The organism is Pseudomonas sp. B20, assembly GCF_020515755.1.
In the GTDB taxonomy this organism is placed as follows: domain Bacteria; phylum Pseudomonadota; class Gammaproteobacteria; order Pseudomonadales; family Pseudomonadaceae; genus Aquipseudomonas; species Aquipseudomonas syringae.
Genome location: NZ_JAHPJG010000004.1, coordinates 246,188 through 268,304, shown reverse-complemented (window position 1 = coordinate 268,304; position 22,117 = coordinate 246,188). Strand labels below are relative to the sequence as shown.

Annotated in this window: 17 protein-coding genes and 1 pseudogene; 12 read left to right on the top strand and 6 right to left on the bottom strand. The window is 52.8% G+C overall.

Going from position 1 to position 22,117, the window contains the following annotated elements; all coding sequences use genetic code 11:
- Positions 1–22 precede the first annotated feature (22 nt).
- Positions 23–820: an HNH endonuclease gene (locus LIX91_RS06265; protein ID WP_226488165.1), complete on the bottom strand. Its 798-nt coding sequence runs from the start codon at positions 818–820 to the stop codon at positions 23–25.
- A 493-nt stretch (positions 821–1,313) separates the two neighbouring features.
- Between LIX91_RS06265 and LIX91_RS06260 the strand changes: the two genes are divergently transcribed.
- From LIX91_RS06260 to LIX91_RS06230, 7 genes are all read left to right on the top strand, one after another.
- On the top strand, positions 1,314–2,075 hold the full coding sequence (locus LIX91_RS06260) for an abortive infection family protein (RefSeq protein WP_226488164.1): 762 nt from the start codon (positions 1,314–1,316) through the stop codon (positions 2,073–2,075).
- A gap of 56 nt (positions 2,076–2,131) precedes the next feature.
- Positions 2,132–2,776 (top strand): DUF2026 family protein, encoded by a 645-nt coding sequence (locus LIX91_RS06255; RefSeq protein WP_226488163.1) that lies wholly within the window; start codon positions 2,132–2,134, stop codon positions 2,774–2,776.
- A 301-nt stretch (positions 2,777–3,077) separates the two neighbouring features.
- Complete coding sequence (locus tag LIX91_RS06250; protein ID WP_226488162.1) at positions 3,078–3,755, top strand: DUF5710 domain-containing protein; 678 nt, start codon at positions 3,078–3,080, stop codon at positions 3,753–3,755.
- Between the two features lie 626 nt (positions 3,756–4,381).
- Positions 4,382–5,611, top strand: coding sequence for an ABC-three component system protein (locus LIX91_RS06245; protein WP_226488161.1), 1,230 nt, complete (start codon positions 4,382–4,384; stop codon positions 5,609–5,611).
- Entirely contained in the window at positions 5,601–6,110 is a 510-nt protein-coding gene (locus LIX91_RS06240; RefSeq protein WP_226488160.1) for an ABC-three component system middle component 1, read from the top strand. The genes LIX91_RS06245 and LIX91_RS06240 overlap by 11 nt, the downstream gene beginning before the upstream one ends.
- A gap of 15 nt (positions 6,111–6,125) precedes the next feature.
- Positions 6,126–6,266, top strand: a complete 141-nt coding sequence (locus tag LIX91_RS06235) for a hypothetical protein (RefSeq protein ID WP_226488159.1) — start codon at positions 6,126–6,128, stop codon at positions 6,264–6,266.
- Positions 6,241–8,568, top strand: coding sequence for an AAA family ATPase (locus LIX91_RS06230; RefSeq protein WP_226488158.1), 2,328 nt, complete (start codon positions 6,241–6,243; stop codon positions 8,566–8,568). The genes LIX91_RS06235 and LIX91_RS06230 overlap by 26 nt, the downstream gene beginning before the upstream one ends.
- Before the next feature lie 201 nt (positions 8,569–8,769).
- On the opposite strand, the gene LIX91_RS06225 is transcribed toward LIX91_RS06230, so the two are convergent.
- The 4 genes from LIX91_RS06225 to LIX91_RS06210 are packed head-to-tail and all read right to left on the bottom strand — an operon-like array spanning position 8,770 to position 16,344.
- Complete coding sequence (locus LIX91_RS06225) at positions 8,770–9,816, bottom strand: Wadjet anti-phage system protein JetD domain-containing protein (RefSeq protein ID WP_226488157.1); 1,047 nt, start codon at positions 9,814–9,816, stop codon at positions 8,770–8,772.
- Positions 9,816–14,150 carry a hypothetical protein gene (locus tag LIX91_RS06220; protein WP_226488156.1) on the bottom strand — a complete coding sequence of 1,445 codons (4,335 nt, stop codon included), beginning with the start codon at positions 14,148–14,150 and terminating at the stop codon, positions 9,816–9,818. The genes LIX91_RS06225 and LIX91_RS06220 overlap by 1 nt, the downstream gene beginning before the upstream one ends.
- Positions 14,151–14,157: 7 nt before the next feature.
- Positions 14,158–14,868 (bottom strand): DUF6063 family protein, encoded by a 711-nt coding sequence (locus LIX91_RS06215; protein ID WP_226488155.1) that lies wholly within the window; start codon positions 14,866–14,868, stop codon positions 14,158–14,160.
- A 9-nt stretch (positions 14,869–14,877) separates the two neighbouring features.
- On the bottom strand, positions 14,878–16,344 hold the full coding sequence (locus LIX91_RS06210; protein WP_226488154.1) for a hypothetical protein: 1,467 nt from the start codon (positions 16,342–16,344) through the stop codon (positions 14,878–14,880).
- Positions 16,345–16,534: 190 nt separating this feature from the next.
- On the opposite strand from LIX91_RS06210, the gene LIX91_RS06205 reads away from it, so the two are divergent.
- The 4 genes and pseudogenes from LIX91_RS06205 to LIX91_RS06190 all read left to right on the top strand — a co-directional run bounded on the left by LIX91_RS06205 (position 16,535) and on the right by LIX91_RS06190 (position 19,676).
- Complete coding sequence (locus tag LIX91_RS06205; RefSeq protein ID WP_226488203.1) at positions 16,535–17,356, top strand: WYL domain-containing protein; 822 nt, start codon at positions 16,535–16,537, stop codon at positions 17,354–17,356.
- 670 nt (positions 17,357–18,026) lie between these two features.
- Positions 18,027–18,287, top strand: a pseudogene (locus LIX91_RS06200) (AAA family ATPase); the annotation flags it as partial.
- Between the two features lie 105 nt (positions 18,288–18,392).
- On the top strand, positions 18,393–18,887 hold the full coding sequence (locus tag LIX91_RS06195) for an Hcp family type VI secretion system effector (protein ID WP_003393924.1): 495 nt from the start codon (positions 18,393–18,395) through the stop codon (positions 18,885–18,887).
- A 96-nt stretch (positions 18,888–18,983) separates the two neighbouring features.
- A complete protein-coding gene (locus LIX91_RS06190; protein ID WP_410524745.1) occupies positions 18,984–19,676 on the top strand; it encodes a DUF4225 domain-containing protein in 693 nt (230 codons plus the stop codon).
- 317 nt (positions 19,677–19,993) lie between these two features.
- Here LIX91_RS06190 and LIX91_RS06185 read toward each other — a convergent pair whose 3' ends face one another.
- Positions 19,994–20,938 (bottom strand): GlxA family transcriptional regulator, encoded by a 945-nt coding sequence (locus LIX91_RS06185; RefSeq protein WP_226488153.1) that lies wholly within the window; start codon positions 20,936–20,938, stop codon positions 19,994–19,996.
- A gap of 193 nt (positions 20,939–21,131) precedes the next feature.
- Here LIX91_RS06185 and LIX91_RS06180 point away from each other — a divergent pair, with 193 nt between their 5' ends.
- The gene (locus LIX91_RS06180; protein WP_024683106.1) at positions 21,132–22,076 is read left to right on the top strand and encodes a choline ABC transporter substrate-binding protein; all 945 of its coding nucleotides are present in this window, start codon (positions 21,132–21,134) and stop codon (positions 22,074–22,076) included.
- Positions 22,077–22,117 lie beyond the last annotated feature (41 nt).

The window sequence follows — 22,117 nt, the reverse complement described above, 5'->3', positions numbered from 1 at the left end:
GTATTGGCTTAATCGCATGGGGTTACCTGGTACGCTTGAGGCGATACGCGACATATTTCATCGCTTCCGGATGAAAACTGACGCTACGCCCTCCCATCAACTGATGAATAGCTCTCTCTTTTTGGCTCAGTTCGGGGTCGACGACCACATTCCCACTACGATCAAAGCCAAAGATGCCGGCGTCCATCAGTCGGTGCAACGAGGCAGTAAGGACGATGCCGTTGTAAGGATCATTCAAGGCTGGGTCGTCATCCTCGCAAATCGAAACCGGCTTCAGATGTGCGGCCTCAAGCGCCAACGTAGAGCCCGTGATGGCGCAGCGCCCACCCCAGAGTGCGGAGGTAGCAAAACTGAAAGAGCTTTGAAAATTTCGAGTCCGCATCGAACGATCAGTGAAATGTTCGCTCCCGCCGAAGCTTGTTGTCATGAGCGCCCTTGGAACCAGTAAAGCTCCTTTTGAATGAGCCTGACCAAGAGACTCGAGTTCGTCCACCGAAACTTCAAGCCATCCCCGCCTGGCCTTGAGTTGGTTCGGACGAGCGCCCCCATCTCGCCAACGAGCCTTCCACTGGGTTTCCGACTCTTCCTCTCCTACGCTCCCGACGATGAAGACCTGTTTTTCATCTGCTACTGAAGCTTTCTGCAAACCAATCAAGGCTGAGAAATAGTCGCTGATTCCTGGCTGCGCTTTGAAGCCCCACTTGTATGCTCCGGTGATACCTTTCCAAGGAAGGAAACACCAGCCGAGGGTGGTTGAATATCGACCGACTGGCACGAACACCGTCGTATCCCCCGGTTCGTAGACCTTAGGTTGGTTCACGAGCCGATCCTTGAGATGGACTCCAAGGCCGTCGTCCTGATTTTTCGAATTCATGTAGTGAACACTGGCCTTTTTGCATCGGCGCTCTGGAAAGTCGACGCCTTGAACAGCGGAGTATAAATGCACGTCCAGCTATCGCCGGCCGTCCGATCGGTTGAAAGCAGTTATTCTTGAGAACTCAGCCAAGCTGATCGCGGGCACTGGGTGCACCCGTGTCCTCTCATCCACCAACCTATCAATGATACAGCTCCGATCAAACCAGAACAGGCGGGAATTCCCGAATCGATAGTCACGTTGTACCCTGCTGGACACCCTACCCACCTTGGGGTTCATCGTTCGGGAATGGATTCGCTACCGAGCACGTTGGCGACTGCTTGCAAATCGATGAGTCACCATCAAGGCTGGAACAGGTGGAGAAATCGAGCCTGCACCAATCGCAGGCTTTCGGTCAGTGGCCCCACAGCACTGCGGACATAGTGAAAAGGATTTTCGTATGAATGAGTATTTGCTCCATGACCCATCTTGGAATGGCCCCCTGATCGTCGCCGTACAGCGAGCGATCACCGAGACGTTCTCCAAATCCGATTGGAATGAGGTTGGGCACCTCACAGGCCAGCACGCCTACATCACCGGCCACAAGCGGCTTTTGCGGAGCCTCGACTGGGGAGACCCGGATTACACTGACTGCGTGTTTGAAGTGATCACCCGTTTACAGCATCACAACGGCCAGGCACTGGCGCTACTGATTGAGCATCCGAAGGTACTGCCCCTTTTAGAAATATCCGTGCCGAGCCATCTCCATCAATTAGGAATCAGCGTCGGTCACGTCCGAGCAGTTGCGCCCTCGTTAAGCGCTTCTGAGGTTGTACGGCGGGCGCTTACGGACGCTGATCAACTCATCGAGACGAATGGTGCACAGAGCGCCGTGGATCGCCTCCATACCGCAATGCACGGCTACCTGAAGGCAGAATGTGCAGCGGCCAGCATTGCAATTTCCCCCGATGCAACCCTGACCCAGGCTTTCAAAGCACTCCGCACTAATCACCCGGCATTGACTAATTTGGGTGCTTATACGACAGATGTTGCCAAAGTACTTCAGTCATTCGCCTCTGTTCTGGATGCACTGAACACCGTCCGCAACCACGGAAGCGTCGCTCATCCAAACGAACACCTCATTGAGGCGCCAGAAGCCTTCCTGTTCGTCAATGCGGTCAGAACGCTTTTTCATTACCTGAACAACAAGCTTGGACACTGATTCTGTGCACCGGTGGAAGCCGGAGGACCGGGCCACCCTCATTGAAAAGGACAACCATGAGCAAGAAATCGCCTGAGCTAATACCGCTCCTCGACTATTTGCGGATTCATCGTGTCATCCGCAGCGTGCTGGACTCGTGTCAGGCCGACACTGCTCACGCCTGCTGGTACTTCAGCATGGCGGGCGCTGCAATTCTCCGTCAGCACTATAGGAGGGAGGCTCACCCCCTCGCGGGCGCAATGTGTCTGATGACAGATGTCGAAGACTCGAAGGTCATGTGCTTCGCAACAATTGAAGATGGCGAAGCCCATAGCAGCCCCAGCGCCTTCCACGCGATGGTTGCGTGCGACGGCTATCTAATCGACTTTATGAGCCCGATTTTTCCTGAGACGGCTAAATCTTCTCACCACGCATTCACCCCACCAGCCAAGTCCTTTCAGCGAAAATTCGACACCATGAATCCATCCCCCATGGAGCTCGAACAGGCTGGTGATTTTTTCTTTGATCCGAATCCAGTGCTGACCGACAACCTTGGGCGGAAAGTCCTGGAAAGCCGATTTCTCGGCGACGTGATAAAGGGATGCTGTGACTGGTACAGGCGCCCCCCGAAAACAATCCCCCTGACCATCACGGTGGGTGATGAAAAAGGCCAGATGACCACCGTGAAGCTCAAGGATGTGTCAGTAGTCGGTTCTTGGTAAGCAAAACAGGGTTGGGGCCATTCACAAGGTGGTCTGCCCCTGAGAGGATCCCACTCCTCCCACACTGGCCTGGCGACTTTCCGCGTAGCGGGCTACGCGTACAGCCTGATTGAAGACCTAACCATCGAGCGCAGTTATGGATCAGCCTGTGACCAAGACATACCAGAGGGCTATTGCAGCACATCCCTCCATCAGCCTGCTTTGTCGCTCGTTTTCTAGAATTCTGGGGTCCCCAACAAGGCCAGAAGGCTCTAGCATGGGATCCTGCGCTTACTGATAACCAATACGTACGGATACAGAAATGGCAAGGATTGATCTGAAAGTCCCCTTCGCAGAGAAAGATGAAGCAAAATCACTCGGTGCCAAGTGGGACCCGAGCCTGAAGACTTGGTACATCCCCGAGGGTGTCGGCATCGGCCCCTTGGCTCAATGGCTGCCGGCAACAGAGCACGCGGACCTGGAGCATGGACCAGAATTTTGCGTGAGAGCGCCTTACTACTACGTCATGGAGTCGGTGTCCGACTGCTGGGGCTGCTCCAATTTGACCCGCGTGTTCTCATTCAAGCTGCCCGAGCAACACGAAGAATTCGAATACTACGAGGATGAGGACGAAGATTTTGCGCTCACAAGCAACCTCGGCGAATGGAAGTGCCATGGGTATCGCGGAACGGTCTCCAACGTCGACAGCCTCTCCCCCTTGGTCACGAAGCAGATCCATCACTTCACCAACAAGTTCAAGCAGGCCTACAGCAAAACGGCAGACAGCCGTTACCTGATGAATCACTGCGAAAACTGCGGAGCAAAGCTCGGCGATTTCTTCATGCACAGCGAACCTGGTGGAGCTTTCTTCCCGACCTCACCACAAGAAGCTAAGCGGATGACTCTCATCAGAATCAACGAGCAGTTCGACGCCAACTGCAGCGTCGGCTTTGCATCCGAAGATTTTTTCGACTGGATGCAGGTTCGCGAGCAACCCTAATTACCCTATCCAATCCCGGACTGCCCGAGGACCTCACGCGCCTCAGGCCCACCTGCGGTATTGAGTAAAATCAGTAGCCGGCGATGATTCTTGACCACAGACCTTGCGACACTAACAGCAAGGGCGAACGAGATATCTACACCATATTCAAGATGGAGCTACCGGACAGCTACGTTGTCATCCAGCCTTCCTTGACTCTGCTCCGGTGTGAACAAGGTTGACCCTCACGCAAAGCCGACCGGAGAGATCGATTTTTTGATCGCCCATCAGATCTGCTCAAAATTCACAGTCAAGGAATGCCCACGCCAATTATAAGAGCAAGCGCATTGCAAGATGGTTTCAAAAGATTGCAGGAGTAGCAAGCCTCTGGCGAAGATCAAAACAGGTAAAACACCATATCAATTAATAATTTATCTTTAAATCCGGCCCATCAAACCTCCCTTTTCGCGTATCGCAGTATCATATAGATCACCGCGCTTAAACGTTAAAGCAAAACAAGACAAACAGCTTCCTGGCGTCAAAAAACCCAAAAAAACCCTCCGATCTGCGGTTTACAAAACGACACTTACATCGTGATATCCTTGTGCCAGTTATGAGCATCATTTCTATCCGTGAAGGGAGTCAACGTGAACGTCAAGAACAAAGGCTATCCAGCCACCGCCGTGTCTACGTGGAGCGGCTACGTCTACCAAGGAAAAATTGCACTCTACCACTCCCTCAAGTTAATCCATCAGGGTGACCTAAATTTTGAGCTTCAACTAGATAGCAGTGATGATTTCGCCATCTACAAAAGCGGCGAACTTGTAAGCGCTCATCAAGTAAAAGCCAAGATTGGCACGTACAGAAGCGAGTACATTGAAGCATTGGAAAAATCATCTGCTGTTGAATACGATAGAGCTAAAGGCGTGTCACGCTACTTCCATGTATCTGTCCAACTCAACGACACCGATGATTACACCGGAAAGAACAACGAACTGGTTCAATTCTACTCGTACGGCAACAACAAATACTGTGGTCTAGGCGAGATCGAAGGACTCACAAAATCTGTCATCAAAGATATATGCAGCAGCAACTCTATCCTGCTAACCGACGGACTCTTGCACTACAACTACTGTCTTCTGTCTGAGAAAATAAGCACACAAGCAGTCGCGATTCACCGAATGGTACAGGTCGACCGAAAAAAGGCCAACAAGGCAGCGTATGAAAGCCGCATTACAGCTCGGAGTCTAATAGACGATATTATTAATGAGACCCCCTACAACAACACTGAATATTATGCGATAGATCTGAGGGCAAAACTGTACAGCCATTTGGAAGATAGGCTTGATCAAGCCTTACCTGGTATGAGCGACGCCTCGTACGGACGAGCACGTCGGCTCTACGAACACATTCGGGATTCAGAAGCCAGCGACATGAAGACGCTTTGTCAATTGATAAAGCCATCGGAGCGTTTCTCCAGCATACAAAAAGCAGATATCCGCCGTTATTCCGGCCTTATCGAGGATATGTCGATTGAGCCGATTTTTAAACAATTCCCGCACTATCTGGACAGTGACAAGCGATTCTATCTTCCGACGGCCCTCGACCTGCCCTTCGTTGATGATCACGAGGGTTGCACTGCAGACCTGCTGGGAGAGATGGATACCAATGGAGATTTACTAAAGCTGCTCTTTGAGTACAACAACCTCATCCCCAGCAGATCTTCCGAGTCTTTCATTATCAACACCAAGTTCACGCACACCAACGACCTTGACGATCAGCAGGTCAGAGACCACATTGACAGCAACATTCTCAAATCATTTTGCTTAAGCATCGTGACTAAAGAAGACGCAGAGGCTCGTTTGAATGATAAATAAAATTATTGATGAGGCACTCATTTTTCATGGGTTCACCAAAGACTCTGAAACCGATCTTACGAGCTACTACGTTCGGGAATCCGGCTCCGCCATCCGCTTTGCGATTTTGCACAAGCTGGATCACTTACCTAGCCCCACCGAGCTGAATGCTCTTATTAACCAATCGGCCCCCGAGTCCTTCTTGAACCACCCGACGTTTAAGAAGAACTGCGACCTCATCTGCATTCATCACCTGAACCACCTAGCTGAATTCAAAGACCAGGAAGAACAGATTTTCGCGATTGAAGAGGACCCTCACTTCTTCAAGAAATATGTACTCTACTACAGCGATACCGAACAGCATGCCATCCAGGACTATACCTTTAACAAACTAGTCGCCACTGTTTCGGACAAGAGCCAGTTCCGCAGCTACAAGGAAGACCCTCTGGCAGCTACGCAGTACAGTGTTGCGGCAAAGATCTTCATCAAGCTTCCTTTTCTCGAGCTCCCGTTCACCTGAGGTGAGCTTATTTCCTTGCGCCTGCTAGCAGCCGATGCCGTAGCCGAAGCAGACCTTGATGAAACCTACAAAATCATCCAGAAATTAACCTCGAATAACGCTGAAGAATTGATCACGGAGTTGTTGAACAATGAAATGGAAAATAGCGCGAATTGAAGTTTCTCGCTTCAAGGCTTTTAAACACGTCAATCTGGATCTCGGCACCTCATCGCTGCTAACGCTCGAAGGGCCGAACGGGTACGGAAAAACCAGTATCTTCGATGCTGTCGAGCTGTTGCTCACGGGTCAGATCAAGCGGATCGACAATCTTTTTTCGACATTGATGACGAAGCTCAAAACAAACTATGACGACAACCTCTTCTGGAACCAGCGCACCGATCAAAAAGACCTGAGCATCAAAATCGAATTCCATGATGGGGACAAACGCTTGGTTCTGGCCCGGCATGCGCCCGTAAAAGCGTTCGACAAGAAATCGAACAACCGAGCCGACAAGTTCAAGCACTTCAAGCTGTATGAACTCTCCGATTTCGAATCGAAAGCCTTCACGCCGCCCAACCTGCGTGAGAACGAGTTTCTAGACGAAGTCTTCGGCAGAAACTTCCGGGAAAATTTCACCTTCCTCAACTACCTTGAGCAAGGGCAGAACAAGCTGCTTCACACGCGGGTAGACGAGCGTAAAGACCAGCTTGGCAACCTGTTCAACATCAACGATGTTGCAGCTGAGATTGAAAATTGCCGCTCACTCTCGACAAGGTTCACAAAATTCCTAGGGGACGAAAAACGCAAAGCTGATGAAGAAACGCTTAACAATGAGTGCACAGCCCTGCGCGCGATGGTGCAAGCCGATCTGGGAAATATTGATTACAAAAAGCTGTCCACGGTTGAGGTTGGGCCGGGTTGGGATAAGGAAGATCCCTTCCCCACCTACGACTCAGAGATTCACACCCAGTTCTCGAACGCCATTCGCAAGCTAAATGGCCTGCTCCCTCAGAAAGCAGCCATTCGGGTCAGAGCTCAGAATGATGCCATCAATGCGGACATCGAGTCGCACGCGGAGTCGCTGAGCAGCTTGGCACTGCTGGGCACCGACTTGAACAAACTAGATGACCTGGAACAGATCAAAAAGGAGCTCGACGGGCTCGATAAAGCAGCCAAAATCGTCAAGAAAGGTGCTTCCGCCATCACTGCTGAGCAGGCACGAACATTGCCAAGTTGGGCTGCTGGTCGACTTGAATGGTTTGAAGAACAAATCAAAACGCGTAATGACCTGAACGTCAAGAACACAGCCAATGACAGCGCCGCTGCCGAACTGGCCCGACTGAAGCAGCAGTTGCTTGATGAGCACGCCAAGCTTTATCCGGACGACAAGTTTTGCCCGTTGTGCGGGAATGACTGGAAAACTCACGTTGCGATGCTCGAAGCGATTGAGGTCAGAGCCCAAAAAATCTCTGACACCTTAGGAAAGGATGGGAAGGCACTCGTCGCGTTGACCACTGCGATGACCACTGAGTTGGGCACCATTGATACATTCATTCAGGGGCGCGAAGCGATCCTGAAACCTGGGTACAACGAGGCACTGCATCAGGCACTGGTCAAAGTTAAAACCCGCCTCCCTGCAATCCAGCAGCTCCTGGAACGGCTCAGGGGCGAAGGCATTCTGATCACCTTCACATTCAACAACGACGAAGTGGTGACAGAGGCTCGCCTGGAAGAACTGCGAAAATCGATGCACGCCAAAAAAACGGACGAGACAGTGGTGCTCCCTGACGATTGGCAGCAAACCATCGAAGCAGTCTTCAAGGACTTGCAGGATTTTTACATTTTCGACGCTCAGGATCTGGCAAAAAAAGAACTCTACATCACGATCAAAGCCAACGAAGCGCAGAGCAGCCGACTTCAAAAATGCCTTGAAGAACTGCAGAAAATGCAACGCGAGACGGAGGCCGCCACCAGAGCAAAGGGCAAGGTCATCCAGCTGCGCGCTACCTTGGAGAAAGCGGAGCAGAAGTATGCAGATCAGACCATCTCGGAGATCGAGCTCATCTTCCACATCTACAGTGGGCGACTGATCCAGAACTACCAACGCGGCCTTGGGTTGTTCATCGAGAGCCGAGATGGCAAGCAGCTCAGGTTCCTGACGGCAGAAAAATCTGAGCATGACGCTGTCATGTCCATGAGCACGGGCCAGGTGTCGGCGCTGAGCCTGGCCTTCTTCCTATCGCTCAACAAGGTCTACGCAGAAGTCCCGCTTATCCTCATCGACGATCCATCCCAATCTCTAGACGAGGTGAACATCGCATCTCTGACCGACCTGCTCCGCTGTGAACTCAAACATAGCCAGTTGATCGTGTCGTCGCACGAGGACGATATCTCGGCGTACATGCGCTACCGCTTCAACCGGGCCGGTCTGACGACGAGCTCGCTCAACATGCAACGCTTGGCCAAGCAAGCGTCCTAATGGTCACCGCGTAGCAATTCAGCGACAGGAGTAACCAGAGCGAGTCATCGATACTGACGCCTTCGAGGTCGGGGTGCATGGAGCGCCCCGGATACGTCAATGCTTCGACATTACCAGGCAAGATCAATAATGGCTGCGCGAAGCCTTCGATATCCAATGCCTATTGTCCGCAGCCGGCACAACGATCATTTTGTCGCTAGCCTACGACTGAGCGGCTGCAGATAAATTATCGATAGAGGCTTTGTTTAAGCCTAGTTCATAAGGCTGGGATAAGAGTTGCTCAAGCCCTATGCCCTCTTGTGGCAGACAGTCGCCCTCCTTCCACACATCGTGGACTTCCTGAGCGAGTTCAGGTATCCACGAAGTAACCGATTTGTTTTCACCTGCGTAAAGGATGGGCAGTGGCCTGTGGCGACCAATAGTCAGCAGCTTTCGGTAGAGCCAGATCGCCGGGTACAGCTGGGTCTTATGCTTAGAGTTGTATCGCAGCGGTATTGAAACACCCTCGGGGTCCAGATCTCCGAAGTATTCCGCTCCATCACCGTCAACCTCCCTGATGACTTCATCCAGCGCTGTACCCGTCGACGTAATGGCGCTGCCCGCGCCATATACGACGGCCGCGTAGCGATGTGCGGTGTCGTTCCATTCGCCAAGGCTGAAGAACGTGTGATGGTTTTCCACGACCAGCACCGGCCGCCCTGGTTTGCCAGGCTGCTGTCGGTAAGGCAAGGGAAGGTCCACCTTTCTGGCACCAATCGCTGACAGAGCAAGCCTGCCGCCAAAAAGTGCATTGGATCGCACCCTGCCATCGAGGTATTTCTCATCCCCGAACATCTCAAGCGATCGCTCACGCAACGGCACCATCATAAAGCGCCCCTTGCGGCGGATGAGCCATTCGTTGATGACCTTGGCCGTCACCTTTTCGCTTTCCGTCAATTGCATCCAAAACCCCAGTTCCGGCATCCAGGAAACGGTTGTCCAGTCTGGTTTCAACACCGAGATCGTTTCAACAATCACGGTGATAAACATGGGCATGGCCGGATTGCCAATACGCTCGAAACTGCGGGGAGAAGGAAGTCTCAGGATTCCTTGCTCATCGCCAGCCCTCAGGGCCTCCATGAGTAACCTATCCCGATTGGGATGCTGTTGGAGCTCTGGATGGTGTTCTATCCAGAGGCTCCTTAACTTCAGCAGCTCTATGCGCTTTTTACGGCTGCCGCGCAACGCTTCAAAAAAAGCAATGTTCATCAATTTGTACCTGCTCTTTGCACCGCAGTATTGAAGGTTGCAGTTGCCATTTGAATGTGAGATCGCCCACTTTTCACGCCCTCCTTGCGCAGACGGATCACTCGCTGAAAGCCGGCAAGGATGTTCACATCCTTCATGGCTGTGAAGAAAATCAACTGCACACCAATGGCCTCGGCCAGCATGATCTGGACATCAATCAACGCCCGGGTCTGTACCTTGGCAAACGGGTTATCAAGAATAAGGGGACACCCGCCACCGCGCTTAGTGACGGCCTGATGGGTACGCCGCAGTTGGCTCATCATCAGGTACATGAACATGGCGATGACCACCCCTTGGCCGCCGGACTTTTTCAGCCGCCCGGCATCCTGGTACTGGTGATCGGCATTCTGCTCCATTTGCAATAATTGCAAGCCGAACGCGCGTTGTGGGGAAAGGTTGATCATGCCGGCCGCGATAAGGTCCGCACCATGTTCAGGAATGACCTTAGTCTCGATCAACGTGTTCAAGTAATGCCGAATAGAAGCCTTCCCGGCTTCCGTCGAAACACCTGTAATCGGGTGACGCATCTTCATGATGACTTTGCCACCGACATAGGGGGCGCCTTTTGGCACCATGACCTCGCAAGCTTTCTTCAGGACACTCATGCCCTCTTCTACCAACTGATGCACTTCGCCCACGCAATTCTCAAAGTCGGGCAGCATGCCGTCCAACTCAGACTGAGAGGCATCCGTACGCTCAACGATCAGCATCATCAGTCGCTCAAAATCGCTGCAGGTGGTTTCAAATGAGTTGCTCGACAGCTCGTGGGCAAGGCCCGGATCAACGTCCTGCACGGCCTTTGACTTCACCACATCTGTAAGTCCATCGAAGTGCGACTGAGCCAATTTTCGAGCTTCTTCCAGACCGACACTTTGCTGCTTATAGCGGTCGAGCACCTCCATCACTTGCGCTTCGCCATCACCTTCAAGCTCAATAAACTCAGGAGCGGCAGCCTCATGAGGAACCGCAGAAATGAGCATTTTCTTATGCTTGTTCAGCACCTCGACGTTCTTCTTTCCTTGAGCACGCCTCTGCGATGCTTTCTCGGCTTCGCTCTGATCGGAAACCAGATTTTTCTCAAGCTGATCCGTATTTCCCTGGACCACCACGATGTGTTCTGCAAGCTCATCATCACTGAGTGATAAGACATCATCAGAAGGTTGAGGGGGATCGACCTTGGCGAAGAAGGCCTTTTTGTCGCTGCTAGCCACCGCATGTGCGTTCGATGATGATAAAAAAACCTGTTCGTACAAACCGACCTGCGTTATCTGGGCCGTACATTCATTCGCGAGATCGAGACTGAGTAGGTTGACCACGGCTTCTTCGCGCAGATCGGAAAATTCAGACCTGTATTCTTCGCGAAACGTGGCTTCCGTTTTACGCAATTGCTCAAGGGTTACCTTACGAACTCCCAATCGCTGAGATTCCTCAGTATCAAATACGACTTTGTCGGAGTCGTAGGTCTTGATCAGTGTTTGCAGATCGAAACCAGACTCAAGAGCTGTTCGATAATCGAGACTGGGATCGAAAATCTCGGTGAGGTCTTTGCGATTCAGCAACTGCTGGGCGCGACCCACAAGATCGAACTGCAATTGTTTCGAGTGGGTGATGATATCCGCTTTCGAATCGATCAGTCGCTCAAGGCCTTCACTTTCTGTTTCCGCCTTTTCCCGAGACGCTTGCACCGTTGCCAACTGCTGCTTCCATTGCGCAAGCGGTTGTTCATACTGGTGCGAATAACGCTCCAGACGCTGGATCTTACTGGTCTGATTGGCGATTTCACTTGGAATCGGATCTATCTCCTTTTCAAATCCCTTCGCACGCTCTAGCACTTCACTGGCTTCTTCCAGGCACCCTGCCTGCAGACTCGCGAACGCCTGTTCTTCCTCATAGTGAGTGTGAATTTTTTGCTCAAGCTCAGCGATTCGCGCAGCACCGAAGCGCCCCTGATAATCTTTGAGTTTGTTGGCTGCATCACGAGCGTCGTTGCGGCGCTGAATGTGTGCGTCGCGCGTGCCTGAGATTTCAGCGATTCGCTGTTCAAAATCGAGCAGCGCGGCGGCCGCGGCCTCTAGGTTATAGGCAGAGTCGTCTTCTGCCGGTATCACAACCCGGTCGAATGCAACGACGGTCGCATCCAGGGTGGCAAGCGCGACAGTCACCGGGGTATTCAGGGATAAGTCAGCACCCGCAACAATCTTGCATGACGTCTCCCACTCTTCGGAGGCCACGCAGACGCCGAGAAACCGGGCTGGGTCGGAGGCGACCAGTCGACGAGCCTCTTCAGCATCGGGGACAACCTTGGCAATGTAGGAATTGGTTGCTCGCGCAGAATGAATGCCGGCGGACCGAAGTAGCCTGACAACTTGATCGACGTCATCACTCTGGCCCGTAAGTTCGGATTCTTCGATGGACTGCCTGGCGCGCTCCAGGTTGGCAAGGCGAATGTCCCGCTCCAGCACTTCACGGTCCATGGATTGGATAAATTCGTTAACGGTGCCCAGCAGTGTCAGAGAGTCAGGGTCACACAGCTCAGCTTCGACCACCGAACACAGCAACCGATTTTGCTGAAGATCTTCTTGAAGGGTTCTGGCATCACCGACTTCTCTGCTCAGATTTTCCTGAATGTGCGCTTCCGCTTGGGCACGCGATCCGTGCTGCGTCGCCTGATCACGAAGACGGTCAACGTGTTGTAGATAGTCCGCTCGTTCAGTGCGCAACGTGTCGAGGCGACTTTGCGCTTGGGCAATGGCTACCGTGATTCTTTCGATCGCAGCAGCGGCGTCATGATCGAACGCGTCAAGTACCCCGTCGTCCAGCAAACTGGTGCGTTGAATCTCAGCATTATCGATGTCGGCCCCGACTTTTGCCTCCTCTTGCTGAAGCGTCCTGATGGATAAGCTCAACGTTTTAATTTGGGCCTTGGCTTGAGCCACTGCCTCAGCAGCCTCCAGCTCAAAATTTTTCTGCGCTATGTGTTTGTCGTCATTCTGCTTGAGCAGAATATCGATAGCGCCACGAAGCAGCGCCCCCTGTCTTTCGAGCGCTTCCTTGATCGGGCGCAAGCCCTCAACTTCTTCTGCCAGCGACTGCTCTTCAATGAGAACTTGCTCATGAGCGCTGGTGATCTTCTTGTACGAAATGGCACCCTTGAGATGCCTCAGACGCAATTGAGCCGCGTCCCTGCCAACCTTAGCCGCTTCAAACGCCGCTGCTGTGCGATTCACACTGCGCGTGTGCTGCAAAGCATGCATGGAAAACGTGAACGCTCGCTGATGTGCCAATAGCTCCTGGTTTTCCAAAATGCGTGAGTTGAGGTTATCGATCAGGTCACCAAAATTAGTGACCTGCTTTTCTTCACTTAAACGAGCCAGCTCCATGACAGCGGCCAGTCCCGACGCACGGCGTAACAACCCGATGCGCGTTTCAAGTGCAAGCTCAAACGCTTTAGAAGATTCACCCAGGGGCTTCATGGACGACAGGATTCTGGCCAACTGAACAAGCCGCGCTTCAAGGCGAGGTTTATTCTGGTATTTATCAGCCACATTCACCACGGTGTTGCGTACCGTTTGAGCGCGCTCAGGGTCCATCGTCAGCGCCATGAGCTTACGAACCAGATCCTCTTCATCCTTGAAGGTCAGGAAGCCGCTTTCCAGGCCACCTTCTTGCCCATTGAATTGTCGTTGCATAACCAGAAGATCGAGATCCAACAACCGTGTGGTGGCAAGATGCGTGATCCAATCGTGCTGATTGCGAGTGTGATAAAAGTCTTCAGGACACTTCCTGTACATTTGGGTTAGCCATTGATTGAGCTCTCCCATCGTGCTCACCCCAGGCATGCCAAGCGTGTTAATGCCGGGTGCTGGGATATCTTCAAAAGTTATGCCGTGCTGGGATTCGAAAGCAAAAAACACCCGATCAACGTCATTACCGCGTTCAATGACATCTCGCGTCGCAACGGCTTGGGCAATGACCAACTTGTAGTCCTTGCCCCCAGGCAGCCGTGATGGCATCGACCATTCGATGATGATGAAAGATGGCTTTCCGTCTTTAGCGAAATAGTCATTGAACTGGTGGTTGGGGTTCTGCATGTGCTGAATGAACAGATCCCGGCGCGGCTCGAAGATGCTGAACACATACGAAAGCAACGAGGTTTTGCCACCGGTGTTTTCAAGGTTGACAATTGCGTTGACCGCCTCGTGCGTATCCGGCGCAGTGAAGTCGAGCAAGGTCTGGTCGTACCAGGCAGTGGCAGTACCGTAGCGACAAACATGCATTTGGGTAATTTTTTGCATAAAATCCTCAGGCCGTTGCGCCGGAACGCACATAGTCAAATAGTCGCGGTAGCGTCCGTTCACGTAGCTGAATGCGCAGTCGATGGGTGGCGGTGTATTCAACCGCTTCGCCCTCATCCTGGGCCCCCACGTTATTCACCAGCCCGTACTCAATCAGGTAGTTCAGTGCCATGCGCACCAAACCTTCAATCGAGTTTGGCGACGCGCGATCAGCTTGGGGGATCGAAGTAGGCAGGCTGTGAATGTAGCTCCAGCCTGGTCGCAGCTCCTCTCGGGAATAATTATCGGAATCTTCGAGTGCATTCATGCGCCCGGATAAGCCAGTCAAGGTGTCCCTGAACATGGCCAACGTCGCCGGCATTGGAAACCGGCTGTCATCTTCAATCAAAGCGGTCGTTGGATAAAACACCGCGCAGATGGCCAGGAAGCTCAGCGCCAGCGCGACACGCTGGTCTTCAGATAAGTTTTTGCGTAGATCACCAAGTCGAATCGAGAAGCGACTTTCCTTGCGCGCCGGGGCGATGATCAAGCCACGCTCGCTGACATCGAGCACCATCAGTTCCATCCCTTCAGCAATTTGCGCAAGGACCTGCTGCAGTTCTGGGCTAGCACGGTACCGAGCCAATAGCTCGCGATACTCCGCGTCATTGGCCGGGGTCGCACTTAGATTAAGTGCCCGATAAATCAGACGTGCTGCGGCGCTGTTCTGGTTATCCAAATGAACCTCCTAAACCTTTGTCTTGACGTCGAATCTGAGGTTGTCGCCTCGGACCACCCAGGTTTCGTATTCACCATCGAGCATCGCATGGTGGTTTTCAAATTCTGATTCGCTGTCGGGGAAGCTGCGGTAAAGGCAGAACGCAATGCACTGCTGCTCAATCGCACTGAAGCCTTCGTTCGCTCCCGCATCAATCAGTTCATCAATCCGCCAAGAACGGTTTTCTTCAAATTTTGCGGATAGCCATTGAGAAATTTTGACAACCAATTGATCTGGAAAAGGATCCGGCCAGACCTGGAACGGCTCGATCTCGTCGTCATCCTCGTCGTCATCTGCGTCCTTGGTTAACTGACGTCGCTCCAGCAGGATGCTAAGCAGGTTCGATAAATCAGGTGTTTTGGGAAACACTGCCGGGAACAAACTGACAATTAGCTCCTCGGCCGCCACAGCCAACTGCGCGCCTGGGCGGATCATTGCTTGCGGGAGAAGATGTGTCTCAAGATCAGGAATGCCGGAAGATTTTCGGGCACGGAACGCGGCTGTCTGAGCGTCGATGAAACGCCCTTCGGCGCTGCTAACCTCCAGCTGCAGCCGAGCTCTTACGTTGCCAGCCTTCGACAACAAGTCATGCAGGCTTGAAAGCTCTTGCTTGCTCTTGATGTTTTCTACTTCACCAATCTTGTTGCGAATCGCCATGAGCAGCCGCCCCTCTTCCTCCTGGCGAGCTTTAACGTGCTGGCGGGAGTCGTCTAATCGAGGTTTGATATCCGTACTCCATCTCACCGTTCCCGGTGCGCGAATCGCCTGAGTAATATGTCCCTGAATGTGTTGCCGATGCTCAATGGAAAGCACCATGGCGCGCCTGGCGAACTCCGCGGCCTGCTCAAAGCGCCCTCTCTCGATCAGGATATGCAGCATCTTTTCCATTAGGATCTGCTGATCTTCAACGTCCACATTCAGCATGCCGATCAGAAGCAGATAACCCTCTGGTGAGGGGCGATACCGATAAACGTCATCAAGATCCGGCTCAAGATTCACCAGGCGAAAGCGGTATATGAGGGTTTGTAGAGTGGGGGCGTGAAAGTAGGTGAATTCGAATTCTTTGTAGTTCTCGGCTTTATTACTCAGGCAGCCAATCACGACATCGGCTGCCTTTGCACACGCTGAGCCGGTTTTTTCTGGCCGGATCCGACTGATCAGTGAACTCACATAGGTGTGCACATCCGCCATGCTGTACCCCGCGCCAACTGCGGATCCCTCCATCATGAAATTGAGGGTGGCCATGCACAGGTAGTGGGTGTCCAGGCCATCAAATAGCGGCTCTCCAGCCTCGTCTTGATGGAAGTTACGAGTCGAATGGAGCTGGTTCATTGGTTCCAGCAACCGCTGATTTCGCAACTGAGGCGATAAGTCGATCAACTCGCTCTTGGGCTCGCCCAGCGAATCGGATGCATCGGGCAACTGTTCGTTTGGCATAGGGCTTTCATCTGCTCAGTAGTGAGGCCAACGCCACTCTTAAATGGTCATCAATTTGATAACCTTGCATGAAGTCTATTGATGATGGTGTAGTATGGCAATCCCCTTCACCACAAAAAGTTCGACCATGCTTGAGAACCTCAGTCAGCCACAACGAGACCGCCTCGCCTTCATAGATCTCAGATTGCGCATGCTGGGTGAACTCAAGCGTCAGCACTTGATCGAGCGCTTTGACATTCAGGAAGCGGCGGCCAGTCGTGACATCGCGCTGTACAAAACGCTCAGTAAACACAACCTGGTGTATGACGCGAGTTCGCGCCTCTACAAAGCCAGTGAATCCTTCAAGAGCCTGTTTGACCCCACGGCGGAACACGCGCTGATCTGGATCACCAAGGGGCTCGGTGATGGGGAACCCAGAGACGCCAAGCCTGGGATTACGGTCGATTTTCCAGATCAGCTGACGTGGCCGAAGCTCGATATCCTGGGCCACGTCACCCAGGCGATTCACCAGAAATGCCCCCTGCAGATTGATTACGAGTCGCTGAACGGATCCAGCCAGCGCGTCATCGTGCCTTTTTCTCTGGTCGACAATGGACTTCGCTGGCACGTCCGTGGGTTTGACAGAAAGTCGGACGAGTTCCGAGATTTCGTCATCACCCGGATCCGCAAGGCAAGCCCTCTTCTCGATGATGCCGTTGCTGTTCACGAGACGAGCGATCAAGACATTCAGTGGACAAGGATCGTTGAGCTGACACTTATCCCTCACCCTGATCAACCGCGACCGGAAGTCACGCTCATGGATTACGCAATGGTTGATGGCATGCTGTCACTTAAACTTCGGGCGGCTACGGCGGGCTACATCCTACGTAAGTGGAGCGTGGACTGTTCACCAGATCACAGTCTAAGGGGGCCAGAATATAGGTTGTGGTTGTCCGATCCCTTGGCAATGTACGGTGTCAAGAACGCGATCCTTGCTCCTGGTTATGTCGCACCTGACGCGCGCGAATTTTGAATTGGATGGTAGGTGGCTCTGGCGATGGTCTTCTCGTTTGGGTGCTCAATCGGTAGATTTGACCTCGAGCTAATCACCTTATCGCTCTGCAGGTAAAAGCCATTGACGATGATCATTCAGCTACCAGTGTTCTAATCACGGCTATTCCGTTAGCTACCGTTGATGTGTTAGATCAAAACAAAGGCAAGTTCCTATTCCACCGCATCGACACTAAGGCACTAGACGCCCCTGATGTAATCGCAGAGCCAAGGCCGGCGTCGGCATAAGCGGTACCTGGGCACGCGGGCGCTCGCATTCGACCGCCCGCGTGCTGCGCCTCGCTATCCGACAAGTGTCGAAACCGAACCGGTCACTTTGCATTAGCAGGGCCAAACAAGAATTGGGCTGCGCATAACCTGCTTTGGTTTCCAGTTCACCGAGGGAGAACCTCTGAGCGTGCCACTTCCCTCCCCCCCCAGCTAACCCCAGTTCGGGCGTAAACTCAAAGCCACCCAGAGCCATACCGGATTTCGTCAGGAATCGCCATTCGTGATCGCTCATGTAAGGCGTCTGAGTGGGGGCAAAATTGGGGGCATATTAAGATTTTTTCAAACTGAAACTACCGTGCTAGAGCCAAGTCAAAATGTTTTTTGGGGATCCGGATAGTCTTTAGGTTTCGTTGGGAGGCTGTGGTGATGGCGCCATTGCCTTGCACAATCCTTAGGGCATCCCTCTGCTATCACTCGGCACGGGATCGTCTCGCTTGCTGGTAGCGGGCCTTCAACGCCAGGTAGCACAGGCAGCCTCCATAGCATTGGTAGATGAGGTGGAGCATGGCCTGGAACCTCATCGTTTGATTCGTTTCATGGACTCCTTGGGCACCAAGGACACACTGGAAACCCTCCAGGTTTTCCTGACCACCCACTCGCCTGTTGCCCTACGAGAACTGTCAGACGCCAACGGAAGGTGATTGTGCATTCTGCAGTGGTACAATTCTGCAGAAATACTAAAATGCGACTGATTTTTTCATTTTTGTTTTTGAAGAACAGGGAGTTCTATGTCTTTTGATGCGTTTATGAAGGTTGATGGTGTTGAGGGCGAGTCTCTTGACGATGGGCACAAAGGTTGGGTCGAGTTGCTTTCCTACCACTACAACGCCATGCAGTCAATCAGTCAGACAGCCAGCTCGAATGGGGGAGCTACTGCTGGAGGGGTTTCCCTTGGCGATTTCCAGATCAGCAAATATGTGGATAGAGCCACCCCGAAGCTATTTGAGCTTTGCTGTAGGGGTTCGCATATCAAAAATGTGACCATTCGAATCCATCGTGCGGGAACTGAAAAGTTCAAGTATCTAGACATCGTACTTGAAGAAGTTCTGATCTCATTAGTAAGTGGTCAAGGTGCCGACCAGTCAGGCTTCCCCATAGAAGTAGTAAACCTGAATTACGGCCGCATTAAATTTGAATACTCACAACAACGTCGCGCCGATGGTGGTAGTGCCGGTATCGTTTCTGGTGGCTGGGACAGGACTGCGAATAAGCCATTTGCGTAAGCAACTGGATTGAGCACCAACAAATAAAACTGAAAAATTAATCTCAAGGGTAGATGTATGACTAACCGCACATACATCACCTGGCGGGAGTGAAGAATGAAACCAACAGACGAAAACAGCACAAACTATTTGATGGTCAGTGCCGCCGCTAAAAAGCTAGGGGAGCAAGCCTGTACATTAGGGATTAAGCATATTAAAAACGGCACACTGCGCTTGCAGTTCAACCGTGAAGTCGCCTATTACGCTAAAAGTATTGTTAATGATGTCTCTGAAGGTAAAAAAAGTCCTGAGCAGGGCCTAAAAGAACTAAAAGATGAACAAAATAGCTTGTTTACTCAGTCATGGGAGGTTGCCAAAAAAGGAGTTGGCGCAGTCGCCGGAGCAATGCAATTCGTAGCGGGTGCGGGCATTTGCTATGGCTCTGTAGGTACGCTGTGCCTCGTTGCCGGTGTACCAATTATGGCTCATGGTGCGAATAACGTTTATGAAAACGGGCGCAACCTTTGGGAGGGGCGCAGTGACACAGAAGGCCCAGTAAGAAAGGGGTACCAAGCAGCAGCGAAAGCAGTTGGTTACGGAGCACACGAAGGAAATATGGCCTACGGGTCAGCCGACCTTGCGATGTCTGTATATGGTGTCACTAAGCTGGTTCTAAAACCAGACTCTTGGCGCCTATTTAGATACATTAGAACTGATTATGTTCGTGCATATAGAAACACCTCAATACCTGTATTGGTCATAGATAGGGCCGCCGACGCTATCACCGTAGACGGAATGCAAAAACAGTGAACCGACAAAAAGCTGGACGATTTTTTTCAAACGCAAGAGTTTATTTATTTGCGATTGCGTGCGCGGCTTTTCATTCAGTATGGATATTGCTTCTACTTAGTTATTTTTTTGATCTTAGCGTCTTTGCGGCTAGATTTGTAGCAACACTACTTTTTAGTATAATTTCTTTTTTTTGCATTAAATTATTCCATGGAAAAATAAAGAGAATTTGATTTATATAGTCTGCAATATACAGTTTTTCTTAATTAATCAGAGACTCAATAATGAGTCGATCAGTATACCGATTACGTACGCCCGCCCACGTCCAATACTAAAGCTCAAACCCCCTCCCGCCGCCGATCCTCCCTCGGGCATTTCGCAAACCGCGCTCGATAGCTGCGGGTGAAATACGACGGCGATTCGAACCCGCAGGCGATGCTTACTTCCAGCACACTCAGACCGCTTTGCCGCAGCAGTTGCCGGGCTTTCTCCAGGCGCAGGCCCAGATAGAAGTTGCTCGGCGTGTCGTTCAGGTGCAGGCGAAACAAGCGTTCCAGCTGGCGCCGGGTGACGTTGATCGCTTCGGCAAGGGCCAGCGTGCTGAGGGGGCGTTCGGTTTGCTGTTCCATCTCTCCGATCACGTGCACCAACTTCTTGTTGGCGATGCCATAGCGCGTAGCGATCTGCATGCGTTGGTGGTCCTTGCGCGTGCGGATGCGGCCCAGTACGAATTGTTCGGACACCTGAATCGCCAACTCGGGGCCGTGCGCCTGTGCGATCAGGTCGAGCATCAGGTCGATGGACGCTGTGCCCCCTGCGCAGGTGATGCGGCGGCGGTCGATCTCGAACAGTTCCTGGGTCACGGTGAGCTGTGGGTAGGACTCCTTGAACGCTTCAATGGCTTCCCAATGCAGGGTCAGGCGATGGGCATCGAGCAAGCCGGTTTCAGCGAGCACGCAGGCGCCAGTGTCGATGGCGCCCAGGGTCACGCCTTCATGATCAAGGCGACGCAGCCATTGCTGCAGGGCCGGCGTGGCGAACTGCAGCGGTTCAAAGCCAGCCACTACCAGCAGGGTCGCGCCTTTTTTCAGCGACTCAAGCGCCGCGTCGGCGTTGACCGACATGCCGTTGCTCGCCTGTACCGCGCCGCCATCGGCGCTCAGGACGTGCCAGCGGTACAGCTCGCCACCAAAGCGGTTGGCCACCCGCAAGGGCTCCAGCGCGGAGATAAAGCCGATGGCCGAGAACCCCGGCATCAGCAAAAAATAGAAATCCTGGGCCATGGTAACGCTCTCGTCGGACCTGCAGCGTGGCACGTTGATACTCCCGTTCATGGTCGCATTCAAGGGGCAGGTCGCCGCAGTGCAAAAGCGGGTCGCTGCAGTGCGCTTGGCCGCCCTCCAGGCAGGGTAATTTGTTTCCACGGTGCACAAAGACGCCGACACCCCACAATAACGATCTGCCGAGGGCCCCACCATGAACCGACTGATTAGTTGCAGCGTGCTTGCACTCAGCGCCAGCGCGCTCTTGAGCAGCAATGTAATGGCGGCTGATGCCGCTTCATGCCAGAACGTGCGCATGGGTGTGGTGAACTGGACCGACGTGATCGCAACCAGCGCCATGACCCAAGTGTTGCTCGACGGCCTGGGTTACAAGACCAAACAGACCAGCGCTTCCCAGCAGATCATTTTCGCCGGCATCCGCGACCAGCGCCTGGATCTCTTTCTGGGCTACTGGAACCCGCTGATGACCCAGACCATCACGCCGTTTGTCGAGGCCCGGAAGGTCAAAGTGCTTGACAAACCGAGCCTGGAAGACGCTCGCGCCACCCTCGCCGTGCCGACTTACCTGGCGGACAAGGGCCTGAAGTCCTTTGCCGATATCGCCAGGTTCGAGAAGGAACTGGGCGGCAAAATCTACGGCATCGAGCCTGGTTCAGGCGCCAATACCCAGATCAAGGCGATGATCGCCAAAAACCAGTTCGGACTGGGCAAATTCCAGTTGGTGGAGTCCAGCGAAGCCGGCATGCTCGCCGCCGTGGACCGTGCCGTACGCCGCAAGGAAGCCGTGGTGTTTTTCGGCTGGACGCCGCACCCGATGAACGTCAACGTGGCGATGACTTACCTCAACGGCAGCGACGACGCCCTGGGCCCGAACGAGGGCATGGCCACTGTGTGGACGGTCACTTCGCCGACTTATGCCGAACAGTGCCCCAACGTGCACAAATTGCTGACTAACCTGACATTCACCGCCGCCGACGAGAGCCGGATGATGCAGCCGTTACTGGATCACAAGGATGCTCTCGAGTCCGCCAGACAATGGCTCAAAGACCATCCGCAAGACCAGGCGCGCTGGCTTGAAGGCGTCACCACCTTCGACGGCAAACCGGCTGCGGCAAACCTTCAATTGAGCAGCCAATAACCTGATTTTGAACGGCCGTTTCGCGATCATCCAGGGTCGCG